This window comes from Micromonospora sp. CCTCC AA 2012012 (assembly GCF_040499845.1).
In the GTDB taxonomy this organism is placed as follows: domain Bacteria; phylum Actinomycetota; class Actinomycetes; order Mycobacteriales; family Micromonosporaceae; genus Micromonospora; species Micromonospora mangrovi.
The window spans coordinates 3159168-3180937 of the sequence record NZ_CP159342.1 but is presented as its reverse complement, the minus strand read 5'-3'; the positions used below and the strand labels follow the sequence as shown (position 1 = coordinate 3180937).

Below are 21770 nucleotides of genomic sequence, written 5' to 3'. Positions count from 1 at the left end.
GTACACATGATGAGGGACCACGACAGGAGGACGACATGTCACTGGTGCAGCGGATCAGCACGTTCCTGCGGTCACCGCGCGGTCAGCAGCTGGTCGACCAGGGTCGGCGCCAGCTGGCCAAGCCGGAGAACCAGCGCAAGCTGAAGCAGCTGGCCGGCCGGCTCTCCAGCCGTCGTCCCTCCTGAATTCCGTACGACCCCTCCGGGAGCCCAGGTGACCGACCCCGTACCCGTCGACCCGACCGTTCCCACCCCGCCGGCCGCGCCGCAGGACGCCCCCGAGGCGCCGCCGGCCACCCTCTGGGACCGGATGCGGGACGACCCGCAGTACGCCCCGGAACACCTGGCCCTGGAGGCGGTCCGCCGGCTCGGGCCGGAGGCCGCCCAGTGGGTCGCCCGGGAACGCGCGGCCCGGCCCGGTGTGGCCGCCGACGAACTGGCCGACCAGGCGGTCCGTCGGTTCGTCAACCGGGCCCGGCTCTCCGGTGCGGTCTCCGGTGCGGCGGGGCTGCCCGGCGCGGTCATCGACATCGGCGTGCTGGCCTGGACCCAGGCCCGGCTGGTGCTGCACGTCGCCGCCGCGTACGGCGTCGACCCGACGCACCAGGACCGGGCGACCGACCTGCTGGTGCTGCAGAAGGTGCACAAGGTCGCCGAGAGCGCGCGGCTGGCCCTCGGGGTGGCCGCCGGGCGGGAACGCGCCGGGGCGCTCTTCGGGCTGGCCGGTGAGCGCCCGCTGGGGCGGGTGATGCTCCAGCTCGGCGTCCGGCTGGCGCAGATGGCCGGGGTCCGGGCCGCCAAGCGGATCGTCGCCAAGGTGGTGCCCGGGGCGGCGATCGTCCTCGGCACCTGGGCCAACTCGTCGGCCACCAAGGACCTCGCCGACCGGGCCCGCGCCCTCTACCGGGGCGGCCCGGAACACCTCCCGCAGCAGCGCCGCCCCTGACCCGACCGCCGCCCGGCGGAACCGGGCTAGTGGGACCAGCCGGCGGCCGGCCAGCTCACCTCGGCGAGGCGGTCCTGGCCGGTGGCGTTCGGGTGGAACCAGTCGAGGGTGTTGACCAGGTCGAGGCCGAAGCGGAGCCGGTGCACGGCGCCGTTGTCATAGCGGCAGCGGCTGCCGTACGCCCGGCAGGCGGCGCGGAGCTGGGCGTTGTAGTCGTCGATGCGCTGGCGGAACGAGGCGCGCCGGGCCACCGCCGCGGGTGCCGTCGAGGTGGGGTCGGCCAGCAGCGCCGGGCAGACGCCGTGCGACCAGGCGCGGACGGCGCGGGGCTCGGTGTGCCCGACCTCCCAGAGCCGGTAGAGGTCGGGGATGCTCACCACCAGCACCCGCGCCTTCGGGCGGCCCTTACGCAGCACGCGCAGCCCCTGGTCGACCCGGGTCCGGAAGGTCGCCACCGGGGTCATCGAGTCCACCTCACCGCGACAGGCGTCGTTCGCGCCGATCAGCACGGTCACGTAGTCGGCCCGGTCCCGGACCGCCGCCTCGGCCTGCCCGGTCAGCTCGGCCGCCCGGGCCCCCGGCTCGGCGTGGTTGTCGGCCCGCAGCTGCGGATTCTGGTCGTGCAGCCGCTGGTAGTGGCTCTCCACCCGGGAGCCGTTCCCGGTGGACCAGGAGTTGCGCAGGCAGGCGATCAGCACCAGGCAGGAGCCGAAGCCGGTGGTGATCGAGTCGCCGAGCGCGGCCATCACCGCGGGGCCGCCGGGGCGTGGCGTGCCGTCCGACGGGCGGGGGGAGGCGGTCCCGCCCCCGTCGCAGGCGAGCGCCACCAGGGCCGCGAGGCAGGCGACGGCGGCGACCCAACGTCGAGGCATGGTGATCTCCCCGTCCCGCGCGGAGCTACGGAAGATCGACCCTACGCGTCCACCGGGGTCCGGCGGTGCGCTCGTGTCGCCTATCCGGCATCGACCACCATCGTTAAAGTTGACGTGCTATGCGCGCCGGGCACGCCACGGCGCCGGCTGCCCGTGCAACCACCAGTGCAGCGCCCGGGTGATCCGGGGCAGCACCAGGTAGGTCATCAGCGGGGTCAGGCAGAGCGTCATCAGCAGGGTCCGCAGCGCCAGTGGGACGTCGGCGATGAAACGGGCGGTGAGCAGCGTCGCGGTCAGGCTCAACGGAAAGAACGCCAGCCAGATCGTCACCGCCTGCTTCCACCGGGGCGGGGTGACCGGCACGGCCGGCTCGGCGTCCCCGGCGGGCAGCACCTCCACCACGTGGTCGGCCGGCGGGTCGAACCAGCCCTCGATGCCGGTGCGGCGCTCCACCCGGGTGTGCTCGACGATGCCCTGCGCCGAGGTGAGCCACCAGTGCCGCTGCGGGGACTCCTCCCACCGGCTCAGCGTCTCGTGGTCGGCGAAGCGGTAGAGCATGTGCCACTCCGGCGAGCCGGGCGCGTTCTGCACCCAGCCGGCGCCGAGGAAACCGGGAAAGGTCTCGGCCAGCCCGGTGCCGGCCCGCATCCAGGCCACCATCTCGTGGGCGCGGGCGGGATCCGCGCGCCGGGCGATGGCGACGGTCACCGGTACCGCGTGGGTCGTGGTCATGCGTGCATCCTCCCCGCCGTCGCCGGTGTGGGCCCGGTCCTGGCGCTGGGGTGTAACGCAACGCACCGGCCCGCGCATCCGCCGGATACCCGCTCCGTGGCCGGGATCACCGGGCGCCCCGCATCGGTCGCCGACCGGTTAGCGCCGCCGCTGCGGGGGTAGCCCTCGAGGATGACGAGATCGCAGCCCCGGCGTGCCCGCGGCACGGTCGGCCACGCGTACAGCGCCCTGAACCTCCGGCTGGCGCTGGCGGCGTTCGGCCTGGTCACCATGACCGTCTTCGCGGTGTGGGCGTTCCGGGTCCACGTGGCGTGGCTCGGCGTGCTCTGCGCCCTGTTCGCCGTCGTGGCCGTGGTCGACCTGGTCGTCGTCCAGCGCCGTCGGGTCGCCCGCCGTCGCGAGGAGCCGGGCGCGCACCACTCGCTCTTCGAGTGACAGGAGTACGAGATGTCCATCGCCACCACCAACCCCGCCACCGGACAGGTGCTGAAGTCGTACGACCCGATGTCGGACGAGCAGATCGACGCCGCCATCGCCCGGGCCGACCAGGCCTTCCGCCAGCTGCACGGCACCTCCGTCGCCCAGCGGGGGCAGTGGCTCACCGCCGCGGCCGACCTGCTCGACGCCGAGTGCGACGAGACCGCCCGGCTGATGACCACCGAGATGGGCAAGACGTACGCGGCGGCGAAGGCGGAGGTGACCAAGTGCGCCACCGCCTGCCGCTTCTATGCCGCCCACGCCGAGCGGATGCTCGCCGACGAGCCCGCCGACGCCGGGGCGGTCAAGGCGCGGCGGGCGTTCGTCCGCTACCAGCCGATCGGACCGGTCCTCGCGGTGATGCCGTGGAACTTCCCGCTCTGGCAGGTCATGCGCTTCGCCGCGCCGGCCCTGATGGCCGGCAACACCGGGCTGCTCAAGCACGCCTCCAACGTGCCGCAGACGGCGCTCTATCTGGAGGACGTGTTCCGCCGGGCCGGCTTCCCGGAGGGCGCCTTCAGCACCCTGCTGGTCGGCTCCGACGCGGTGGACCGCATCCTCAGCGACCCCCGGGTCCGGGCCGCCACGCTCACCGGCAGCGAGGGGGCCGGCCGCTCGATCGCCCAGATCGCCGGCCGTGAGTTGAAGAAGACCGTGCTGGAACTGGGCGGCAGCGACCCGTTCGTGGTGATGCCCTCGGCCGACCTGGACAAGGCCGCCGAGGTGGCCACCACCGCCCGCTGCCAGAACAACGGACAGTCCTGCATCGCCGCGAAGCGGTTCATCGTGCACACCGACGTCTTCGACGCCTTCGCCGAGAAGTTCGCCGCCCGGATGTCGGCGCTGCGCGTCGGTGACCCGATGGACGCCGACACCGACGTCGGGCCGCTGGCCAGCGAACGCGGCCGGGACGAGATCCACGCCCAGGTGCAGGACGCGGTGGACAACGGCGCGACCATCCTCTGCGGCGGCGAGAAGCCCGACGGCGAGGGCTGGTACTACCCGCCGACCGTCGTCACCGACCTGCGGCCGGAGATGCGGATGTGGTCCGAGGAGGTCTTCGGCCCGGTCGCCGGCCTCTACCGAGCGTCGTCGTACGAGGAGGCGATCGAGATCGCCAACGGCACCAGCTTCGGGCTGGGCTCCAACGCCTGGACCACCGACCCCGCCGAGCAGGAGCGCTTCGCCACCGACCTCGACGCCGGGAACGTCTTCATCAACGGCATGACCACGTCCTATCCGGAACTGCCGTTCGGCGGCGTGAAGAACTCCGGCTACGGCCGCGAGCTGTCGGCCGTCGGCATGCGGGAGTTCTGCAACACCAAGACCGTCTGGATCGGCGAGGGTGAGGCCGGCGCGGGCGCCGGCGCGCACTCCGAGTAGTCGCGGTTGACCGAACACCGTCATGGGTAGGGAGTGCGCCCATGACGGTGTTCGGTTTCCACGCCTCGCACGAGCAGATCCATCCGGCCGAGCTGCTGAAGGCGGTGGTCCACGCCGAGCGGGCCGGCTTCGACGCCGCCATGTCCTCGGACCACTTCTCGCCGTGGAGCGCCCGGCAGGGCCAGTCCGGGTTCGCCTGGTCCTGGCTCGGTGCCGCGCTCCAGGCCACCAACCTGCCGTTCGGCGTGGTCAACGCGCCCGGTCAGCGCTACCACCCGGCGATCATCGCGCAGGCCATCGGCACCCTCGGCGCCATGTACCCGGGCCGGTTCTGGGCGGCGCTGGGCACCGGCGAGGCGAGCAACGAGCACATCACCGGCGACGGCTGGCCGCGCAAGGAGCTGCGCAACGCCCGGCTGCGCGAGTGCGTCGACGTCATCCGGGCCCTGCTGGCCGGCGAGGAGGTCAGCCACGACGGGCTGGTCACCGTGGACCGGGCGAAGCTCTGGACCCGCCCCGAGCAGCCGCCGGCGCTGATCGGCGCGGCGGTCAGCGTCGCCACCGCCCGCTGGTGCGCCGAGTGGGCCGACGGCCTGATCACCGTCAACGCGCCCGTGGACCACCTGCGGCAGATGATCGACGCGTACCGGGACGCCGGTGGCCGGGGGCCGCTGCACCTCCAGGTGCACGTCAGCTGGGCGCCCGACCAGGCCGAGGCCGAGGCGATCGCGTACGACCAGTGGCGCAGCAACGTCTTCGCCCCGCCGGTCTGCTGGGACCTGGACACCGCCGAGCACTTCGACACCGTCAGCGAGGACGTGCCGCTGGAAAAGGTCACCTCCACGGTCAACGTCTCCGCCGACCCGGGCCGGCACGTCGGCTGGCTGGAGGAGTACCTGGAACTGGGCTTCGACCAGATCGCCCTGCACCACGTCGGGCAGGAGCAGCGGGCGTTCATCGACACCTTCGGCACCGAGGTGCTGCCGAAACTGCGGACGACCGGCTGACCGGGCCGGAAACCCGTCCGGCCTAGGCTCGTACCCCATGGAAGCTCTCTTCGAGGTCGTGGTCGTCCTGGCGATCGCGACGTTCGGTGCGGCGCTGGCCCGACGGCTGGGCCTGCTCGCGCCGATCCTGCTGGTCGTCCTCGGCCTCGCCCTCTCCTTCGTCCCCGGCTTCCCGCAGATCCGCCTCGACCCCGACCTGGTGCTGGTGGGCATCCTGCCGCCGCTGCTCTATGTGGCGGCCCTGGAGACGTCGGTGCCGGCGTTCAAGCTCAACCTGCGCCCGATCCTGCTGCTCGCCGTCGGGCTGGTGATCTTCACCGCCTTCGTGGTGGGCACCGTGCTGCACCTGTTCCTGCCCGACCTGCCGTACGCCATCTGCCTGGCCCTCGGCGCGGTGGTCGCGCCGCCCGACGCGGTCGCCGCCACCGCGGTGGCCCGGCGGGTCGGGCTGCCCCGCCGGATCGTCACCATCCTGGAGGGGGAGAGCCTGGTCAACGACGCGACCGCGCTGGTGCTGCTGCGGGTCGCGATCGTCGCGGCCACCGCCACCGGCGGCGGGGTGAGCGTCGGCGAGGTGGGCCGCGAGGTGCTGGTCGCCACCGGCGGCGGCATCCTGGTCGGCCTGCTCGGCGTGGTCGTCTTCGGGTTCCTGCACAAGCGGATCACCGACCCGGTGCTGGACAACGCGCTGTCGCTGATCGTGCCCTTCGCGGTGGTCTTCGCCGCCGAGGAGATCCACGCCTCCGGGGTGGTCGCCGTGGTGGTGACCGGGCTGGGCATCGGCCACAAGATGCCGCTGCTGATGTCCGCCGAGTCCCGGCTCCAGATCGGCGCGTTCTGGCGGCTCACCCGCTTCCTGCTGGAAGGGCTGGTCTTCCTGCTGGTCGGCCTGCAACTGCGCGAGGTGGTCCGCGACCTGAACGAGCCGTTCGGCTTCCTGGCCGGCATCACGGCCGCGGTGGTCGCGGCGGTCTTCCTGGCCCGGTTCGTCTGGCTCTTCCCCGCCACCTACCTGGCGCGGCTCGTGCCCCGGGTCCGCCACCGGGACCCGGCCCCGCCGGTGCAGGTGCCGATCGTCATCGGCTGGGCCGGCATGCGCGGCGTGGTCACCCTCGCCGCCGCGCTCGCCCTGCCGCTCACCCTGGCCGCCGACCGCCCCTACCAGCGGCAGCTGTTCATCTGGCTCGCCTTCGCGGTGATCGTGGTGACGCTGGTCGGGCAGGGCGCCACCCTGCCCGCCGTCGCCCGGCGGCTCAGGATCCCGGCCGACGACCCGGTGCAGGACGCGCTGTCGGCCGCCGCGGTGCAGCAGCAGGCCAGCCGGGCCGCCCGGGAACGCCTCGACGCGCTCGCCGAGGGGGCGCCCCCGGCCGTCGTGGAGCGGCTGCGCGGGCTCGTGCAGAACCGCACCAACCTGGCCTGGGAGCGGTTGGGGGGCACCGACCGGGAGACCCCGTCCCAGGCGTACGGTCGGCTGCGGCAGGAGATGATCGACGCCGAGCGGGAGGTGTTCCGGGCCGCCCGCGACTCGGGCCGGATCCCCGAGGAGGCGCTGGTCCGGGCCTACCGTGACCTGGACCTGGAGGAGTCGTTGCTGCGCCAGGTGACCGACGAGTGAGCCGCCGACGCGAGCGGGAGGATGACCGATGAGCTGTCCGCATCTGGCCGAGCCGGGCCTGGCCGAGCCGAAGACCCCCGACGAGTGCCCGGACTGCGTGGCCGTCGGCAACGACGACTGGGTGCACCTGCGCGCCTGCCTGAGCTGCGGGCACGTCGGCTGCTGCGACTCCTCGCCCTACCAGCACGCGACGAAGCACTTCGAGTCGAGCGGGCACCCGGTGATCCGGTCCATCCAGCCGGGGGAGTCCTGGCGCTGGTGCTACGTCGACGAGGAGATCGGCTGAGCGGCGCTCAGTCCAGCCGTCGGGCGAGCACCTGGCCCGGCCACGGTGCGCGGCCCGGCCGCTCGACGGTGAACGGGTCGGTGGCGGTGAAGCCGCACCGCTCGTAGAAGCGCACCAGGGCCCGGTCGTCGCCCCGGTAACAGTCCACCCGCAGCAGCACCAGGCCACGGTCGCGGGCCAGCTCCCCGGCGTACGCCAGCAGCCGCGCGCCGATCCCCAGGCCGGCGTGCGCGCGGTCGGTGAGCAGCAGGTTCACGTACAGCTCCGGCTCGGTGGCCGGTGGCACGTACGCCGTCGCCGTGCCCACCACCAGCGCGCCCACCACGGTGTCGTCGCGCAGCGCCAGGTGCAGGCCGCCACCGCCGGCCCACGCCTGCGCCTGGGCGATCCGGGCCGGGTCGGTCGAGGCCGGCGCGCTGCCCCACTGGCCGGTCCGGCCGCGCGCGGCCAGCCAGGCGATGGCGACGTCGAAGAGCCGCAGCACGTGGCCGGCGTCCGCCGGCCCGCCGGCCCGGATGGTGAGGCGGTCCTCCATCCGGCTCATGCTGCTACACCGCCGCCGGTGGGCGATCACCTGCCGGTCGGGGAGTCACCCGCCGTCGAGCCCGGGAAGACCACCGGCCCGCCGATGGTCCCGAACCACGCGACGCCGGTCACCTCGGACGTGCCCCCGCCGCCCGCTCCGACGGGTGCGGTACGCGGACCGACGCCATGCCCGCCGCCGTGGCGGCCCGCACGCCGAGGTCGGTGTCCTCGAAGACCAGGCAGTGCTCGGGCGGTACGCCGAGGTGCCGCGCGGCCAGCAGGAAACACTCCGGGTCGGGCTTGGCGCGGGCGTAGTCCCCGGCGCAGACCAGCGTCTCGAACCGGTCGAGCAGCCCGAGCGCGGTCAGCGAGGCGGTGACCGACTCGCGGGTGCTGCCCGAGACGACCGCGAACGGCACCCGCCCGTACGCCTGGTCGAGGTGCGCCAGCACCTCCGGCACGGCGGTCAGCTCGGGCAGGAAACGCTGGTAGTGCTCCTCGCGGCGGTGGGCCACCACGTCGACCGGCATGGCCAGCCCGTGCCGCGCATTGAGGTCGACCACGATGTCGGCGACCGGCCGGCCGCCCCAGGCGTAGAAGAGGTCCTCGGGGAACGGGCAGCCCCACTCGTCCAGCGCCGCGCACCAGGCGCGGTGGTGCACCGGCATCGAGTCGACGATGGTGCCGTCGCAGTCGAAGAGGTACGCGCGGAAGTCGCCGGGCGGCAGGATCAGGGCCATCGGTGCAGGGTACGTCGCCGGCCCGGAGATCCGCCGGCCCGGTTGCCGGGCGACCGGACGGCCGTCGGTCGAGCCTCAGCGGCGACCGGGACGCGGGCCGCCGTACAGGTGCACCCGGTCGTCCCGGTCCCGGGTCCACCGGGTCGCCCGGAACAGGTCGGGTCGGGGTGGGGCGTGGGCCACCGAGACGGTCCACTCCTCGTACCACCAGCGGGCGGCGCACTGGCAGCCGGTGAACCGGAAGTTGGCCCGCCAGCGGGCCGACTCGCCCGCGCCGAGGGCGAACAGGCGGGTGCCGACCCGGCGGACCGGGAACGACGCCCGGCTCGGCAGCCGGTCGACCACCGCCGTGCCGTCCTGCCAGGCCACCCAGAGCCCCGCGTCGCGAACCGCCGACTCGCCGTCCCGAACCTGTTCCGCCGGCCGGTAGTCAGTCGCCTCGTCCAGCAGCACCTCGTGCACGGCCACCCGGTCGGTCGGCAGGGGCGGCAGCGGAAATGTCCGATCGAGCCGGCCGCGGAGGGTGGCCGCGGCGGCGTCGCGACTGGTCCAGCGCCAGCGGATCCGCTGCACCACCAGGCCGCTCATCCGTCCGCCCTCCCGGCCAGGCGGTCCGGCGCCGGGCGGCACGCTCGCGTCCATGACCGCCACCATCGCGTACGCCCCGTGGCCCGTCCACCCGGTTTCGGCTCAGTGCGCGCCGCCGAGGTTGAGCACCACCACCCCGGCGATGACCAGTCCCGCCCCGATCACCTTGACCACGCTCAGCGGCTCGCCGAGGAAGACCGCGCCGATCCCCATGATGGCCGCCGTGCCCAGCCCCGACCAGATCGCGTACGCGACGCCGACCGGGATGTCCTTGACCGTCAGGGAGAGCAGCCCGAAGGACGACAGGTAGGCGACCGCCACCCCGAGGGTGGGCCAGAGCCGGGTGAAACCGTCGGTGGCCTTGAGCAGGCTCGTGCCGATCACCTCGGCGGCGATCGCGCCGATCAGGAAGAGGTACGCCATCTGCGGACCGTACCGGGGGCGCGGGTCAGTCGCGGCGCGACTCCCGGAGGATGCCGACGAACGCCTGCCACGCGGCGGGCGGGAAGGTGAGCGTGCCGCCGGTGCGGTCCTTGGAGTCGCGGACGGCGACGACGCCGGGCAGGTTGTCGGCGACCTCGACGCAGTCGCCGCCGTTGGAGCTGCTGCGGGTGCTGGTGCGCCAGTGGGCGCCGGTCAGGTCAGCCATGGTCGCGCCTTCAGGAGCTGGACGGTCTGGTCGCGCGGCAGCGCCACCGACCTGAGAGTGTCCCAGACCTGCCAGAGGGCGGCAACGTCCGTCGTGGTCCGCCCGGCGGCCTGGTCGTCCAGGTAGGCCACGTCCTCGCCGTCGTCGGTGCTCGCGATGACGAACGGGCCGGCCTGGCCGGGGTGGAAACCGGCCCGCAGCGGCAGCACGTGCAGCAGCAGCCGGGGGCGCTGCGCCATGGCCACCAGGTGGTCGAGCTGCGGCTGCATGATCTCCGGCTCGCCCCGGCGCAGCGCCGCCTCGTCCACCACGAAGACGGTCAGCGGCGGGCGCGGCCGGTCGAAGACGGCCGCCTGCCGAGCGACCCGGGACGCCACGTAACCCTCCACCGCATCGTCGGCGAGCGGGCCGCAGCTCAACACCGCGTGCGCGTACGCCTCGGTCTGGAGCAGGCCGGGCAGCACCGACGGCTGAAAGGAGCGGAGGGTGTCCGCGCGGCGTTCCACCTCGGCCCACGGCAGGAACCAGACCGGCTCGCGGCGGCGCACCACGTCCGGCCACAGCTCGCCGACCGCCCGGCCGAGCGCGGCGGAGACGGCGGCGCGGTGCCGGGGATGCGGCACCCGGCCCGGGGTCACCCAGCGGGCCGCCGTCTTGGGGTCCACGCCGACCCGGTAGGCCAGGGACTCCGCCGTCTCGCCCGCCTCGGCCATCGCGACCCGCAGCGCGTCGTTCACATCGTCCTCCACGAGGGACGTCCCGGACGTCCGCCGACCCTACCGCCACGCGGTGTGACCATCTCGCGACGCGCGCAAGGCTCCCGGTCAGCGGAACCGCTGCCCTGGCCCGAGCCGACGGCGGAACCGCGGGCCGCCCGGCCAACGGCGTCCGGGCGGCCCCTCCACCGACCAACCGGGAGGTCCATCCGTGCCGCATCCGATCCGTCGTTCCCGTCCGCCGTCACCCGGGACCGTCCGGTGAGCCGGCCGGCGCGTCCCCACGTACCCATGCGGCCGCTGTGGCGGTGCCGGGCGTGCGGCGCGGAGTGGCCGTGCCAACCGGCGCGGCTGGCGCTGCTCGTGGAGTACCGCGCGGATCGGACGGCGCTCCTGGTCTACCTCGGCACGCTGATGCAGGAGGCCGGCGACCAGCTCGCCCAGCTCAACGGCCAGGCGCGCCCCGACGGTCTGACGGACCGCTTTCTTGGCTGGGCCCGCGCCCGGGGCCGGGATGCTGCATCCACGGAGGGGGGTGCGGACGAAGCCTCCTCTGCACGACCAGAGATCGTCCGAACGGAAGGAGAGACATCATGAGGAAGACGACTGTCCTCGGTGGCGTGGCGGCGGCCTTCGTGGCCGGCCTGGTGATGGCCGCACCGGCCTCGGCGGCCCCGGCGAACGAGGGTGCGGCCTGCGCGCAGGCGGGAATCGGCACGCTGAAGAGCCTCGGCCTGCTCCAGGCCGCGGCCCAGCAGAAGATCGACTACTCGACGCTGGCCGACCCGACGGCCGGCCCGATCTTCGCCGACCTGCCGACCGGCTCGTACCTGTCGCTGGGCCAGGTCGTGAAGCTGCACCACACCAACCCGGAGCTGTTCGCCTGGTGCCGCTGACGCCCAGCCCCGGCGGCCGGAGCTGAGCCGCCCGCGCCTCCACCTGGTGGGGCCACCCCGGTCGGGGTGGCCCCACTTTCACGGAAAGAGTGGCCTCCGGAAGCTCGGAGGCCACTCTTTCCGTGAAATTGCGCGGATCTTGGGGGGAGAGAGGGGGGGGTCAGGAGAGGGTGCAGGCGGTGTTGTTGAGGGTGATCAGGGTGGGGTTGGGGTTGGGGCCGCCGGCGGTGGCGCCGTTGAGGCCGAAGGTGATCTCGGCGCCGGGGGCGATCTTCGCGTTCCAGGAGAGGTTCTTCGCGGTGACCGTGGCCCCGGACTGCGCGACCTGCGCCGACCAGTAGCTGCTCACCTTCTGGTCGCCGGTGAACGCCCAGCGCAGGCTCCACCCGTCGATCGCCGCCGTGCCGGTGTTGCGCACGGTGACCTGGGTGGTGAAGCCGTCCGGCCAGCTGCCGTGGGTGGTGTAGGTGACCGCGCAGGTGGCGGCGGGCACCGCCCGGGCGTCACCCTGGTCGGCGAGGAACGACGCGAGCCAGGCCAGCGCCGAGTTCCAGTTGATCGCCACCTCGTTCGTCGAGTACGAGTTGATGTCGTCCACATAGCACAGCTGCGGCTTGCAGCCGGCCAGCAGGTTCGCCGCGTACGGGTCCTGGAGACCGGCGTTCGGGCCACCGGCCAGCGAGCCGGCCGGCGGGTTCGGCAGGTCCGGGTTCAGCTGGTGGGCGAAGATCCGGCTGTGCTGGTGGTGCGAGTTCTGCTCGCCCCAACCGGTCACGTAGGACATGTTCAGCGCGTTGCGGCCGAGCAGGTAGTCGGCGGTCTGCACCGCCCCGTCCCGGTACTTCGCGTCCCGGGTCAGGTCGAAGGCGGTGCCGAGCACCACCGCGTTGTTGACCACGTTGCTGTTGCTGCCCCAGACATAGCTGGCCGCGTCACCGGGCAGCGGCAGCCCGTACGCCTGGGCGCGCAGCGCGGCCAGGTAGCGGTCGGCGGCGGCGGTCACCGAGGCGCGGATCCGGGTCTTCTCGGCGGCCGGCAGCCCGTTCGGCACGGTGGCCAGGTCGAGCCGGCCCAGCCCGGCGACGCTCTGCCAGCCGAACGCGCCGGCCGGGTCGAAGACGTCGGCGGTGTGCAGCGGGGACGCGGTCAGGTCGGTCAGGTAGGCCTTCTCGCCGGTGGTCAGCCACAGCTCGACCGCCGCCCAGTAGAACTCGTCGGCCACCTTGTCGTCCTCGTACGCGCCGCCGCCGGTGCCGTCGGCCGCGCTGGCGTAGATCGCCGGGTGCGCCTTGGCCGCCGCGTACGCGGTCTTCGCGGCGCTGCCGCAGCGGGCCGCGAACGCCGCGTCGTACGGGGCGAACAGCCGGGCGCACTGGGCGGCGACGGCGGCCAGGTTGAGGGTGGCCGCGGTGGACGGCGGGTGCAGCTCACGGGGCTGCGGGTCGTCCTGCGGGGCGAGCGGCAGGCCGGTCCACGCCCTGTCGTGGATCTTGTGGTGCACCATCCCGGCGAGCGGCTTGCCGGCCGGCACCTGCATGCGCAGCAGGAACTCCAGCTCCCAGCGGGCCTCGTCGAGCACGTCGGGGACCTTGTTGCCGCGCTCGGGGACCCGCAGCGTCGAGTCACCCAGTCCGTCGCCGCCCGCCGCGCTCTCCGCGGTCTTGGTCCGCTCGAAGGCGTTGAGCAGCTGGTAGGTGGCGATGCCGCCGTTGACCACGTACTTGCCGTGGTCGCCGGCGTCGTACCAGCCGCCGCGCACGTCGAGGCGGTAGTCGCAGACGCCGGGCTGGCACGGCACGTCGGTGTCGCCCTGGTTGGGTGCCACGCCGAGGTGACCGGCCGGGCGGGCGTACGCGGCGCCGATCAGGTCGCCGTCGATCGGGGTGCCGCTGCGCTGGGCGTAGAAGAACTGGAGCGAGTCGGCGCGCAGCCGGTCGTAGAGGGTGCCGGAGATGTCGAACGGGTGGCTGGTCTCGCCGTCGACGACCAGTCGGTAGCCGGTGCCGGGGGTGCGGAACGCGGAGAAGTCGACGGTCTGCACGTTCTGGTCCGACGCGGCGTCGACGCCGCGCGGGGTGCTCCGGCCGCTGGCCACCACCGCGCCGGCGGCGGAGGTGAGCTGCCAGTCGAGCGGGTCGGTGGCGGTGGTGACGACGGTGGCGTTCTTCGGGCCGCCGGGCAGGTAGCCGACCTGGTTGACCCGGACCCGCGGCCCGGTGTCCGGCTCGTACGGCGGGGCCGCCTGGCCGCCGCGCAGCGAGACGTTGTCGAGGCAGAAGGTCTGCGCCTGCGCGTTGCCGCCGAGCTGGAAGACGAGCTGGGCGCCGGCGTTGTCGGCCGGCGCGGTGAACGTCCTGGTGACGTGCGTGGCGGTGCCCGTGGCGGTGGCGTCGACGGCGGCGTACGAGGTGTAGGGGGCGCTGCCCTGTTGCAGCACGGCCTTGACGGCCGCCCCCGGGGTGGCGGAGACGTCGAAGGAGAGCTGGTATTCGGCGCCCGCGGTCAGCGGGACGGCGTCCTCGCCGATGCCGGCGTCCCACGGGTTCGCCAGACCACCGGCGACGGTGGTGCAGAGCCGGCCGTCGGTGACCGCGAGCGGCCCGGTGCCGTACGAGAACCAGGGCGCCACGCCGGCGCTGAAGTCGCCGTTCTGGAGCTGCTCCGGGGCGTCCGGGGGCACCTCGGCGTGGGCCACGCCGGCCGTGGCGCCGGTGAGGACCAGGGTGGTGGCCGCGGCGAGCGCCGTGCGGCGACGTCGGGATGAGGTCACGGAGGTTCCTTCCGTGCGGGTGTGGGGTGGTACGGGGGAGAGAGCTGGGAGCGCTCCCAATATCAGCCAGATGTTTCCAGCACGTCACCGGTCTGTCAATCGATCCGACCCGATGACCTGACCCGTCCGGGGACACGCCGGTCGGCAGTGAGATTCGCCGCGCCACGCGGCATCGTCCCGATCTCCTAGAGACAACCGAGGGCTTCGCCTGGCAGGCTGCGTGCCATGACCCTGAAGCTTCGTTCCGTCGGGGCGAGCGACCGTGGGCTGATCCGCAGCGGCAACCAGGACGCCCTCCATGCCGGCCGGTGGCTCGTCGCCGTCGCCGACGGCATGGGCGGCATGGCGGCCGGTGACCTGGCCAGCCGGATCGCCATCGACGCGGTCGGGCCGCTCGACCTGGAGACCCCCGAGGACGCGCTGGTCGCCGCCCTGCAGAGCGGGATAGAGCTGGCCACCGCGCGGATCCACCAGGCCGTCGTCGAGGACCCGGAACGCCAGGGCATGGGCACCACGCTGACCGCGCTGCTCTTCTCCCGCACCGGCAGCTGCCTGGCCCTGGCCCACGTCGGCGACTCCCGGGCCTATCTGTTCCGGGAGGGCGTGCTCAAGCAGGTCACCCGGGACGACACCTTCGTGCAGATGCTCGTCGAGCAGGGCCTGATCACCCCCGACCAGGCCGCCAGCCACCCCCGCCGGGCCGTGGTGACGCAGGCGTTGCAGGGCGAACAGGTCTCCCCGTCGTACGCGACGATGGTGCCCTGGGCCGGGGACCGCTGGCTGCTGTGCAGCGACGGCCTCTCCAACGTGGTCCGCGCCGACACCCTCGCCGAGGTGCTGGCCGGCTATCCCGACCGGGAGGCGTGCGCCCGCAAGTTGATCGACCTGGCCCTGCACGCCGGCGGCCCGGACAACGTCACCGTGGTGATCGCCGACATCGTCGACGAGTAGTCGCGGTCAACGCCGCCGGGGGGTGGCGTGCCGGGTCGGCGCGGCGGTGGTCGGGTCCTCCGGCCAGGGGTGGCGCGGATAGCGTCCGCGCAACTCCGCGCGGACCTGTGGATAGCCGACCCGCCAGAACGAGGCCAGGTCGGCGGTGACCGCCACCGGTCGGCCGGCGGGGGAGAGCAGGTGCAGCAGCACCGGCACCCGGCCGTCGGCCACCCGCGGCGCGTCCCGCCAGCCGAAGGTCTCCTGGAGCTTCACCGCGAGCACCGGCGCGGCCGGATCGGCGTAGTCGACCCGGATCCGCGAGCCGCTCGGCACGTCGAGCCGCTCCGGGGCCAGCGCGTCCAGGCGGGCCGCCTGCGACCAGTCCAGCAGCCGGCGCAGCGCGCCGGTCACGTCGATCCGGGCGAGGTCGGCCCGGCGGCGGGCCCGGGCCAGTTCCGGGCCGAGCCAGCGCGGCGCGTCGGCCAGCAGCGCCTCGTCGCTCACCTCCGGCCAGCCGTCGCCGAGCGCGTGCCGGCAGAACGCCAGCCGCTGCCGCAGCGCCGTGGCGGCGGGCGTCCAGGTCAGCAGCCCCAGGCCGCCCTGGCGCAGCCCGGTCAGCACCGCCTCGGCGACCAGCTCCGGCGGCGGGGCGGCCAGCGGCCGGTCGACCAGCTCGATCGCGCCGAGCCGGACCACCTCGCGGGCCACCACGTCCGCGCCGGACCAGCCGACCTCCCGCTCCGTGCGCAGCAACGGACCGCCGGCCTCCCGCGCGGTCGCCTCGTCCACCGGCGTGGCGAGCCGGACCCGGGCGGTCGGCGCGCCGGGGGAGCGGTCGGCCACCGCGACGGCCAGCCACACCGACCCGGCCAGCCCCGACCCCGCCGCCAGCTCCGCCGCGGTCCCGCCCGCCATCAGGTACGACGTGCCACCGGCCCGCCGGGCCCGGGCCAGCCGTTCCGGGTACGCCAACCCCACCAGCAGCCCCGCGGCCAGGTCGTCGGTGAGGCGACCCCCGGCGGCCCGGTCGCCGCCGCCGGCCCGGGTCCCGCCAGCGCCCCGGTCGGCCCGGGTCTCCTCGGCACCCCGGTTCGCGCGGGGCTCCCGGGCGCCTGCCCCGGCTGGCTGCGTGTCCGCGGCGGGCTCGGCGTCCCCGATCAGGTCCCGGGCGGGGAGGGCGGAGCGCAGGCGGCGTACCTCGGCGCGCCAGCGGGCGGTGGCGGGCGCGTCGGTGCCGGCGCGCAGCCGACGCCACGCCGCGGCCAGGTCGTCGCCCGGGCCCGCGACCGACTCCTCGGCCAGCAGCGCGACCACCTCGGCGGCCCGCTCCGCGCCCACCCGCTGCGCACCGTCGAGCAGCGCCCGGGCCAACCGGGGATGGGCACCCGCCCCGGCGATCGCCCGCCCCCGTCGGGTGATCCGGCCCTGCGCGTCGATCGCGCCGAGGGTGCGCAACGTCTCCCGGGCCACCGTCATCGCGGCCGGCGGCGGCGGATCGGGCAGCGCCAGGCCGGTGCCGTCCGGGCTGCCCCAGGCGGCCAGCTCCAGCGCGAAGCCGGTCAGGTCGGCGGTGGCGATCTCCGGCTCCGGCTGCGGGGCGAGCCGCGCGTGGGTGGCCTCCGACCAACACCGGTAGACGTGTCCGGGCGCCTCCCGGCCGGCCCGGCCGGCCCGCTGGGTGGCCGCCGCCCGGGAGACCGGGACGGTGACCAGCGCGCCCAACCCCCGCGCCAGGTCCGTCCGGGCCACCCGGCTCAACCCGGCGTCCACCACGACCCGTACGCCGGGCACGGTCAGGCTGCTCTCCGCCACCGCGGTGGCCAGCACCACCCGACGGCGGTCGGTCCCGCCCGCGTCGGGTCCGGCGTCCGGCCGGGACGGTGGGGGTCGCAGGGCCGCGTCCTGCGCCGCGCCGGGAAGCCGGCCGTGCAGCGGCAGCACGTCGACCCGGTCCCGCAGGTCGGCCAGCCGACCCGTGACGGCGGCGATCTCCCCGGCGCCGGGGAGGAAGACGAGCAGGTCACCGTCGCGTTCGGCGAGCGCCCGCCGGACCGTGGCGGCCACGTGGTCGAGCAGCGCCCGGTCCACCCGTCCCGCGCCGGGCGCGCCGACCGGCCGGGGTGGCGGCGTCCAGATCCGGGTCACCGGATGCAGCGCCGCCTCCGCCCGGATCACCGGCGCGGGTCGCCCGGTGTCGCCGAGCAGCGCGGCGAACCGGTCCGCCTGCGGGGTGGCCGACATGGCCAGCAGCCACAGGTCGGGGCGGAGTGTGCCCCGGGCCTCCACCGTGAAGGCGAGGGCCAGGTCGGCGTCGAGCTGCCGTTCGTGGCACTCGTCGAGCAGCACCGCGCCGACCCCGGGCAGCTCCGGGTCGTGGTGCAGCCGCCGCAGCAGCAGACCGGTGGTGACCACCTCGACGCGGGTGTCCGGGCCGACCCGGCGCTCGCCGCGGACGGCGTACCCGATGCGGTGGCCGACCCGCTCGCCGAGCAGGTCCGCCATCCGGCGGGCGGCGGCGCGGGCGGCGACCCGGCGGGGCTGCGCGACCAGCACCCGGCCGGTGACCTCGTCGGCGACGGCGAGCGGGGCGAGGGTGGTCTTGCCGGTGCCGGGCGGCGCCACCAGGACGGCGCTGCCCGCGTCCCGCAGCGCCGCGACCAGCGCCGGCAGCACCGGGCGGACCGGCAGGTCGAGGGGTACGTCGGAGAGCACGTCCCCACTCTCGCACCCGCCGCTCGGCGGGCACGCGACGCCACCGTCAGCGGCACTCTCCCCGACCGGCGTCGGGCGGGGGACACGGAACGGCCCGGTCGGCGAACCGCCGACCGGGCCGTGTGGACGTGACGGTGACCGGGCCCGCCGACCCGGCCACCGTCTCCACCCCCTAGTACGTTCCGTCGAGCTGCCCCCGCAGCTTCGTCAGCGCCCGGGCGAGCAGCCGGGACACGTGCATCTGCGAGACGCCGATCTGCTCGGCGATCTGCGACTGGGTCAGGTTGCCGTAGAAGCGCAGGGTGAGGATCTTCTGCTCGCGCTCGTCGAGGGTGGCGAGCGCCGGGCCCAGCGCGACCCGCAGCTCGGCCAGCTCGAACTCGCTGTCCTCGCCGCCGAGCATGTCGCCCAGCTCGGTCGCCCGCTCGCCGTCACCGGTCGGCGTGGAGAGCGAGACCGCGTTGTAGGCGCGGGCGCCCTCCAGGCCCTCCAGCACCTCTTCCTCGGTGAGCTTGAGGTGGGCGGCGATGTCGGCGACCGTCGGCGAGCGGCCGAGGCTCTGCAGCAGCGTGCTGTTGGCGTCGGAGATGGCCAGCCGCAGCTCCTGGAGGCGACGCGGCACCCGGATGTCCCAGGTGCGGTCGCGGAAGTGCCGCTTGAGCTCGCCGATGATGGTCGGGATGGCGTAGCCGGCGAAGTCGACGCCGCGGGTGGGGTCGAACTTGTCGATCGCCTTGATCAGGCCGACGGCGGCGGTCTGCGCCAGGTCGTCGGTGGGCTCGCCCCGGCCGCTGTAGCGGTGGGCGAGGTGGTTGGCGAGCGGCAGCCACGCCTCGATCGCCTTGTCGCGCATCGCGGCGCGCGACGGGTGGTTCGCGGGCAGCGCGGCCATCGCGTTGAGCAGGTCGGCGGCGCTGTCGGTGAGGGCCCGGGGGTCGAGCTTCTCCGTGGTGGACGGCGTGGTGGCCGCCTGCTCGGTGACGGTTTGCGCGGTCATGGGTGGTCCTCCCTGCACCTCGTCCGCGGAAAAAAGACGTGACGCTCTGGTTTAGCTTCAGGTAGTCCGTTCGGGACCCACCTTAGCCTGATCGGCCTGACGAAATCTAGCCGAAAGTATGATGTACTTAAGTGATTTTCAGGCAGGAAGCGCAAGAAACGGACACGGTGACGAGGGTTTGCGATCTCTGTTACCGGTACGGACGACGGTAATCCCGCATCCGGACGACGATTCGTCGTGTCCGTCCGGCCCGCCCACGGGCGTCGACCGGTCAACGTGAAATCCGACAGTCGGGCACGAGTGTCGGCTTTCCGTCGTTGTCCCGTCCGCGGGACCGCCCGTAGCGTCGCGGGTACACGTCTACGGAGGCACCGTGCTGGATCCCGCCGCCCCGCAACTCGTCGTCAACGCCCGTGTCCTGCTGTTGAGCTGGCTGCCGGCGGACCCCGACGCGGTCGCGGCGTTCGTCCCCGCCGGCCTGCGACCGCACCCCGACCGGCAGGTCTTCCTCTGCCAGTACGAGGTGGACGACGAGAGCCAGACCTCCGGTTTCGGGGCGTACTCGCTCACCTACCTGGGGGTCTCCCTGGCCGACCTGGACCTGCCCGGCGCGGACACGCCGAGCGGCTGGTGGACCCACTACCTGGCCTCCAGCCCGCTGGTCCGGGACTACGCCGCCGCCCGGGGCGCCCCCGCCGTCGCCGGGTGGACCGGCGTCGACGTCCGCCGGGGCGAGCTGAGCACGGAGACCCGGACCGCCGACGGCACGCCGTTGATCCGGGTACGGGGGCGGGCGGGACAGACCACCCACGTCAGCCACAGCGGGCACCACCGTTATCTCACCGCCCGGAACGGCGAGCTGCTCGTCGCCGACTACCCGTACGTGGCGGAGCCGGTGTCGCCGTTCGAGATCGAGTCGGTGGAGTTCCTCGCGCCGGAGCACTCCGCCTATCCGCTGCGGCCGGGGAATCCGCTCACCATCGCCAGGGGCTTCTATTCCCCCCGGATGTCCTTCGCGTACCCCGCCCAGAGGGTGCTCGACGGGGCGCCGACCGAGCCGGTGCCGGCTCACCACGTCCCCGCCCGGCGGGCCCGCAGTGGCCTGCCGTCCGGGTCGTAGACCAGCCGGTACGCGGGCAACGCCCAGACCCGGGTGCGCCAGGACAGCCGTTCCGGGTGGTGCGGGCGGAGCCGCCCCGGCGGGCGGGGCCCGACCCGACCCCCGTCGTGCCAGCGCTGCAACGCCTCGGCCGCGCCGGTGATCGCCTTGACGGCGGTCTCCGGGTCGAGCAGGTCGTGGTCCTCGGCGCCGTCCGGGTCCCGGTCCAGGTGCTCGCGCCACAGCCGTAGCCGCAGGTCCCGGGCGAAGACCCGGGCCCCGTCGCCCAGTCCGGCCGGGTCGGCGGGGGCCCGATCGTCGCGGGTGTCGTCCAGCACCGCGCAGGACAGCTCGCTGTCGTGCGTCCAGGACCGGCGGTTGAGGTTGTCGCTGCCCACGCTCGACCAGACGTCGTCGATCACGCACACCTTGGCGTGCACATAGACCGGGGTGCCCTCGTGGTTCTCCACGTCGAAGACGTGCACCCGGTCCGGGGCGGCCCGCTGGCAGAGCGAGAGCGCCTGCTCCCGACCCACCATGTTCGGCGGCAGGGCGAGTCGGCCGTCCACGTCCGGGTGGCGCGGCACCACGGCCACCAGGTGCAGCTCCGGGTGCTCCCGCAGGGCCTGGGCGAAGAGTTCGGCCACCTCGCTGGACCAGAGGTACTGGTCCTCCAGATAGATCAGCTTTCGGGCCCGCCGGACCGCCTTGGTGTAGCCCCGCGCCACGGTCCGCTCGCCGTCGGGGGCGAAGGAGTACCGGGGGCGGACCGCCGGGTAGGTGCGCAGCACCTGGATCCGGTGCGGGCCGCAGGGCGGCGGGTCGGCCGGCTGGTCGGGCAGCGGGTCAGGGGTCAGGTCCGCGCCGCGCAGCCGGTCCCGCAGGTAGGCCAGCGGGTTCTCCGAGTCCAGCGGCATCGGGTCGGTCCACCGCTCCCGGAAGGTGGTGTCCAGCGCCCCGACCACCGGGCCGCGGACCGCGAGCTGCACGTCGTGCCAGGGCGGGTGCGGGCCGTACCGTGGCGACATGGCGACGGCCTGGCGGTCGCCCGCGTGGTCGGCGTCGTCGCGCCGGCTGTGGCACAGGTCGATCCCGCCGGCGAAGGCGATGTCGCGCTCCGGGGCGTCGGGGTGGCGCAGCACCACCAGCTTCTGGTGGTGCGAGCCGCCGCGCCGGACCCGCTGGTCGAGCAGCACCTCGCCACCGGCGGCGCAGATCGCCTCGCTGAGGTCGCGGTTCTCCGCCTCGCTGTAGGAGAGCGCGTCGAGGTGGGAGCGCCAGATCAGGCCCTTCACCACCACCCCGCGCTGAGCGGCCTGGGCGAAGAGCTGGGTCACCGTCGGCCCGTCCGGCCGCATCCGCTGGTCGGGGTCGCCCCGCCAGTCGGTGAAGAAGAGATGGTCGCCGGCCTCCAGCGCCTCGACCTCGCTGACCAGGCGGTCGAAGTACGCCGCGCCGTGAATGAGCGGCTCGGCGAGGTTTCCCGTCGTCCAGACGGGTAACTCTGATGCCGGGTTGGCGCGTTCCGCTGCGGTGAGGAACCAGTCCTGCATCGTCACGTACCTCCCCTCCCGAGGTCGACAACGTCCTCACGGTAGGGCCACCGCGACGGCTCCGCACGACGTGCGCCGCCGTGGCACCCGACCGGACCCCTCAGACGCGAGAACTCAAGGAGGAAACACCATGCCCGCCGAGACGACGAACGCCGTGACCGAGTACCGCGACCAGGCGGTCGAGGGCGAACGCGGCGCGCTGTTGGCGGTGCTGCTGATGGTGATCCTCGGGGTGGCGGGCATCTTCGCCGTCTCCTGAGCACCGATCGCTC

Annotated in this window: 23 protein-coding genes; 11 read left to right on the top strand and 12 right to left on the bottom strand. The window is 74.2% G+C overall.

Going from position 1 to position 21770, the window contains the following annotated elements; genetic code table 11:
* Nucleotides 1-35: 35 nt before the first annotated feature.
* Complete coding sequence (locus tag ABUL08_RS13815) at nucleotides 36-185, top strand: hypothetical protein (RefSeq protein ID WP_242798637.1); 150 nt, start codon at nucleotides 36-38, stop codon at nucleotides 183-185.
* Nucleotides 186-213: 28 nt separating this feature from the next.
* The gene (locus ABUL08_RS13810; RefSeq protein WP_350938108.1) at nucleotides 214-945 is read left to right on the top strand and encodes an EcsC family protein; all 732 of its coding nucleotides are present in this window, start codon (nucleotides 214-216) and stop codon (nucleotides 943-945) included.
* 26 nt (nucleotides 946-971) lie between these two features.
* Here the strand turns inward: ABUL08_RS13810 and ABUL08_RS13805 are convergent, their stop codons facing one another.
* Nucleotides 972-1817: an SGNH/GDSL hydrolase family protein gene (locus ABUL08_RS13805; protein WP_350938106.1), complete on the bottom strand. Its 846-nt coding sequence runs from the start codon at nucleotides 1815-1817 to the stop codon at nucleotides 972-974.
* A gap of 117 nt (nucleotides 1818-1934) precedes the next feature.
* Complete coding sequence (locus ABUL08_RS13800) at nucleotides 1935-2549, bottom strand: antibiotic biosynthesis monooxygenase (protein WP_350938104.1); 615 nt, start codon at nucleotides 2547-2549, stop codon at nucleotides 1935-1937.
* 171 nt (nucleotides 2550-2720) lie between these two features.
* Between ABUL08_RS13800 and ABUL08_RS13795 the strand changes: the two genes are divergently transcribed.
* Genes ABUL08_RS13795 through ABUL08_RS13775 form a run of 5 tightly spaced genes read left to right on the top strand, consistent with a single transcriptional unit; the run spans nucleotide 2721 to nucleotide 7320 of the window.
* Nucleotides 2721-2984: a DUF6343 family protein gene (locus ABUL08_RS13795; protein ID WP_350938101.1), complete on the top strand. Its 264-nt coding sequence runs from the start codon at nucleotides 2721-2723 to the stop codon at nucleotides 2982-2984.
* 12 nt (nucleotides 2985-2996) lie between these two features.
* Complete coding sequence (locus ABUL08_RS13790; RefSeq protein WP_350938099.1) at nucleotides 2997-4409, top strand: NADP-dependent succinic semialdehyde dehydrogenase; 1413 nt, start codon at nucleotides 2997-2999, stop codon at nucleotides 4407-4409.
* Nucleotides 4410-4450: 41 nt separating this feature from the next.
* Complete coding sequence (locus ABUL08_RS13785) at nucleotides 4451-5416, top strand: TIGR03885 family FMN-dependent LLM class oxidoreductase (RefSeq protein WP_350938097.1); 966 nt, start codon at nucleotides 4451-4453, stop codon at nucleotides 5414-5416.
* Nucleotides 5417-5453: 37 nt separating this feature from the next.
* Nucleotides 5454-7034 carry a Na+/H+ antiporter gene (locus ABUL08_RS13780; protein WP_350938096.1) on the top strand — a complete coding sequence of 527 codons (1581 nt, stop codon included), beginning with the start codon at nucleotides 5454-5456 and terminating at the stop codon, nucleotides 7032-7034.
* Between the two features lie 28 nt (nucleotides 7035-7062).
* Nucleotides 7063-7320: a UBP-type zinc finger domain-containing protein gene (locus ABUL08_RS13775; protein ID WP_350938094.1), complete on the top strand. Its 258-nt coding sequence runs from the start codon at nucleotides 7063-7065 to the stop codon at nucleotides 7318-7320.
* Nucleotides 7321-7327: 7 nt separating this feature from the next.
* Here the strand turns inward: ABUL08_RS13775 and ABUL08_RS13770 are convergent, their stop codons facing one another.
* The 6 genes from ABUL08_RS13770 to ABUL08_RS13745 form a co-directional block, all read right to left on the bottom strand.
* A complete protein-coding gene (locus tag ABUL08_RS13770; RefSeq protein ID WP_350938092.1) occupies nucleotides 7328-7855 on the bottom strand; it encodes a GNAT family N-acetyltransferase in 528 nt (175 codons plus the stop codon).
* Between the two features lie 118 nt (nucleotides 7856-7973).
* Complete coding sequence (locus ABUL08_RS13765) at nucleotides 7974-8585, bottom strand: HAD family hydrolase (protein WP_350938090.1); 612 nt, start codon at nucleotides 8583-8585, stop codon at nucleotides 7974-7976.
* Nucleotides 8586-8660: 75 nt separating this feature from the next.
* A complete protein-coding gene (locus tag ABUL08_RS13760; RefSeq protein ID WP_350938089.1) occupies nucleotides 8661-9227 on the bottom strand; it encodes a hypothetical protein in 567 nt (188 codons plus the stop codon).
* 48 nt (nucleotides 9228-9275) lie between these two features.
* Nucleotides 9276-9596, bottom strand: a complete 321-nt coding sequence (locus ABUL08_RS13755) for a DMT family transporter (RefSeq protein ID WP_350938087.1) — start codon at nucleotides 9594-9596, stop codon at nucleotides 9276-9278.
* A gap of 25 nt (nucleotides 9597-9621) precedes the next feature.
* On the bottom strand, nucleotides 9622-9822 hold the full coding sequence (locus tag ABUL08_RS13750; RefSeq protein ID WP_350938086.1) for a DUF397 domain-containing protein: 201 nt from the start codon (nucleotides 9820-9822) through the stop codon (nucleotides 9622-9624).
* On the bottom strand, nucleotides 9810-10535 hold the full coding sequence (locus tag ABUL08_RS13745; protein WP_377521775.1) for a DUF5753 domain-containing protein: 726 nt from the start codon (nucleotides 10533-10535) through the stop codon (nucleotides 9810-9812). The genes ABUL08_RS13750 and ABUL08_RS13745 overlap by 13 nt, the downstream gene beginning before the upstream one ends.
* A 596-nt stretch (nucleotides 10536-11131) precedes the next feature.
* Here ABUL08_RS13745 and ABUL08_RS13735 point away from each other — a divergent pair.
* Nucleotides 11132-11434, top strand: a complete 303-nt coding sequence (locus ABUL08_RS13735) for a hypothetical protein (protein WP_350938084.1) — start codon at nucleotides 11132-11134, stop codon at nucleotides 11432-11434.
* Nucleotides 11435-11594: 160 nt separating this feature from the next.
* On the opposite strand, the gene ABUL08_RS13730 is transcribed toward ABUL08_RS13735, so the two are convergent.
* Complete coding sequence (locus ABUL08_RS13730; protein ID WP_350938082.1) at nucleotides 11595-14204, bottom strand: glycoside hydrolase family 9 protein; 2610 nt, start codon at nucleotides 14202-14204, stop codon at nucleotides 11595-11597.
* 225 nt (nucleotides 14205-14429) lie between these two features.
* Here ABUL08_RS13730 and ABUL08_RS13725 point away from each other — a divergent pair, with 225 nt between their 5' ends.
* Nucleotides 14430-15155 (top strand): PP2C family protein-serine/threonine phosphatase, encoded by a 726-nt coding sequence (locus ABUL08_RS13725; protein WP_350938079.1) that lies wholly within the window; start codon nucleotides 14430-14432, stop codon nucleotides 15153-15155.
* A 6-nt stretch (nucleotides 15156-15161) separates the two neighbouring features.
* Here ABUL08_RS13725 and ABUL08_RS13720 read toward each other — a convergent pair whose 3' ends face one another.
* Together ABUL08_RS13720 and ABUL08_RS13715 are read right to left on the bottom strand one after the other, a co-directional pair.
* Nucleotides 15162-17849 carry an ATP-dependent RNA helicase gene (locus ABUL08_RS13720; protein WP_350938077.1) on the bottom strand — a complete coding sequence of 896 codons (2688 nt, stop codon included), beginning with the start codon at nucleotides 17847-17849 and terminating at the stop codon, nucleotides 15162-15164.
* Nucleotides 17850-18021: 172 nt separating this feature from the next.
* Entirely contained in the window at nucleotides 18022-18846 is an 825-nt protein-coding gene (locus tag ABUL08_RS13715) for a SigB/SigF/SigG family RNA polymerase sigma factor (RefSeq protein ID WP_350938076.1), read from the bottom strand.
* Nucleotides 18847-19219: 373 nt separating this feature from the next.
* On the opposite strand from ABUL08_RS13715, the gene ABUL08_RS13710 reads away from it, so the two are divergent.
* The gene (locus ABUL08_RS13710) at nucleotides 19220-19966 is read left to right on the top strand and encodes a hypothetical protein (protein WP_350938074.1); all 747 of its coding nucleotides are present in this window, start codon (nucleotides 19220-19222) and stop codon (nucleotides 19964-19966) included.
* Here ABUL08_RS13710 and ABUL08_RS13705 read toward each other — a convergent pair.
* Complete coding sequence (locus ABUL08_RS13705; RefSeq protein WP_350938071.1) at nucleotides 19915-21504, bottom strand: phospholipase D family protein; 1590 nt, start codon at nucleotides 21502-21504, stop codon at nucleotides 19915-19917. The two genes, ABUL08_RS13710 and ABUL08_RS13705, sit on opposite strands and share 52 nt — an antisense overlap.
* A gap of 124 nt (nucleotides 21505-21628) precedes the next feature.
* Here ABUL08_RS13705 and ABUL08_RS13700 point away from each other — a divergent pair, with 124 nt between their 5' ends.
* A complete protein-coding gene (locus ABUL08_RS13700) occupies nucleotides 21629-21757 on the top strand; it encodes a hypothetical protein (RefSeq protein ID WP_350938069.1) in 129 nt (42 codons plus the stop codon).
* The last annotated feature ends 13 nt before the right edge of the window (nucleotides 21758-21770 follow it).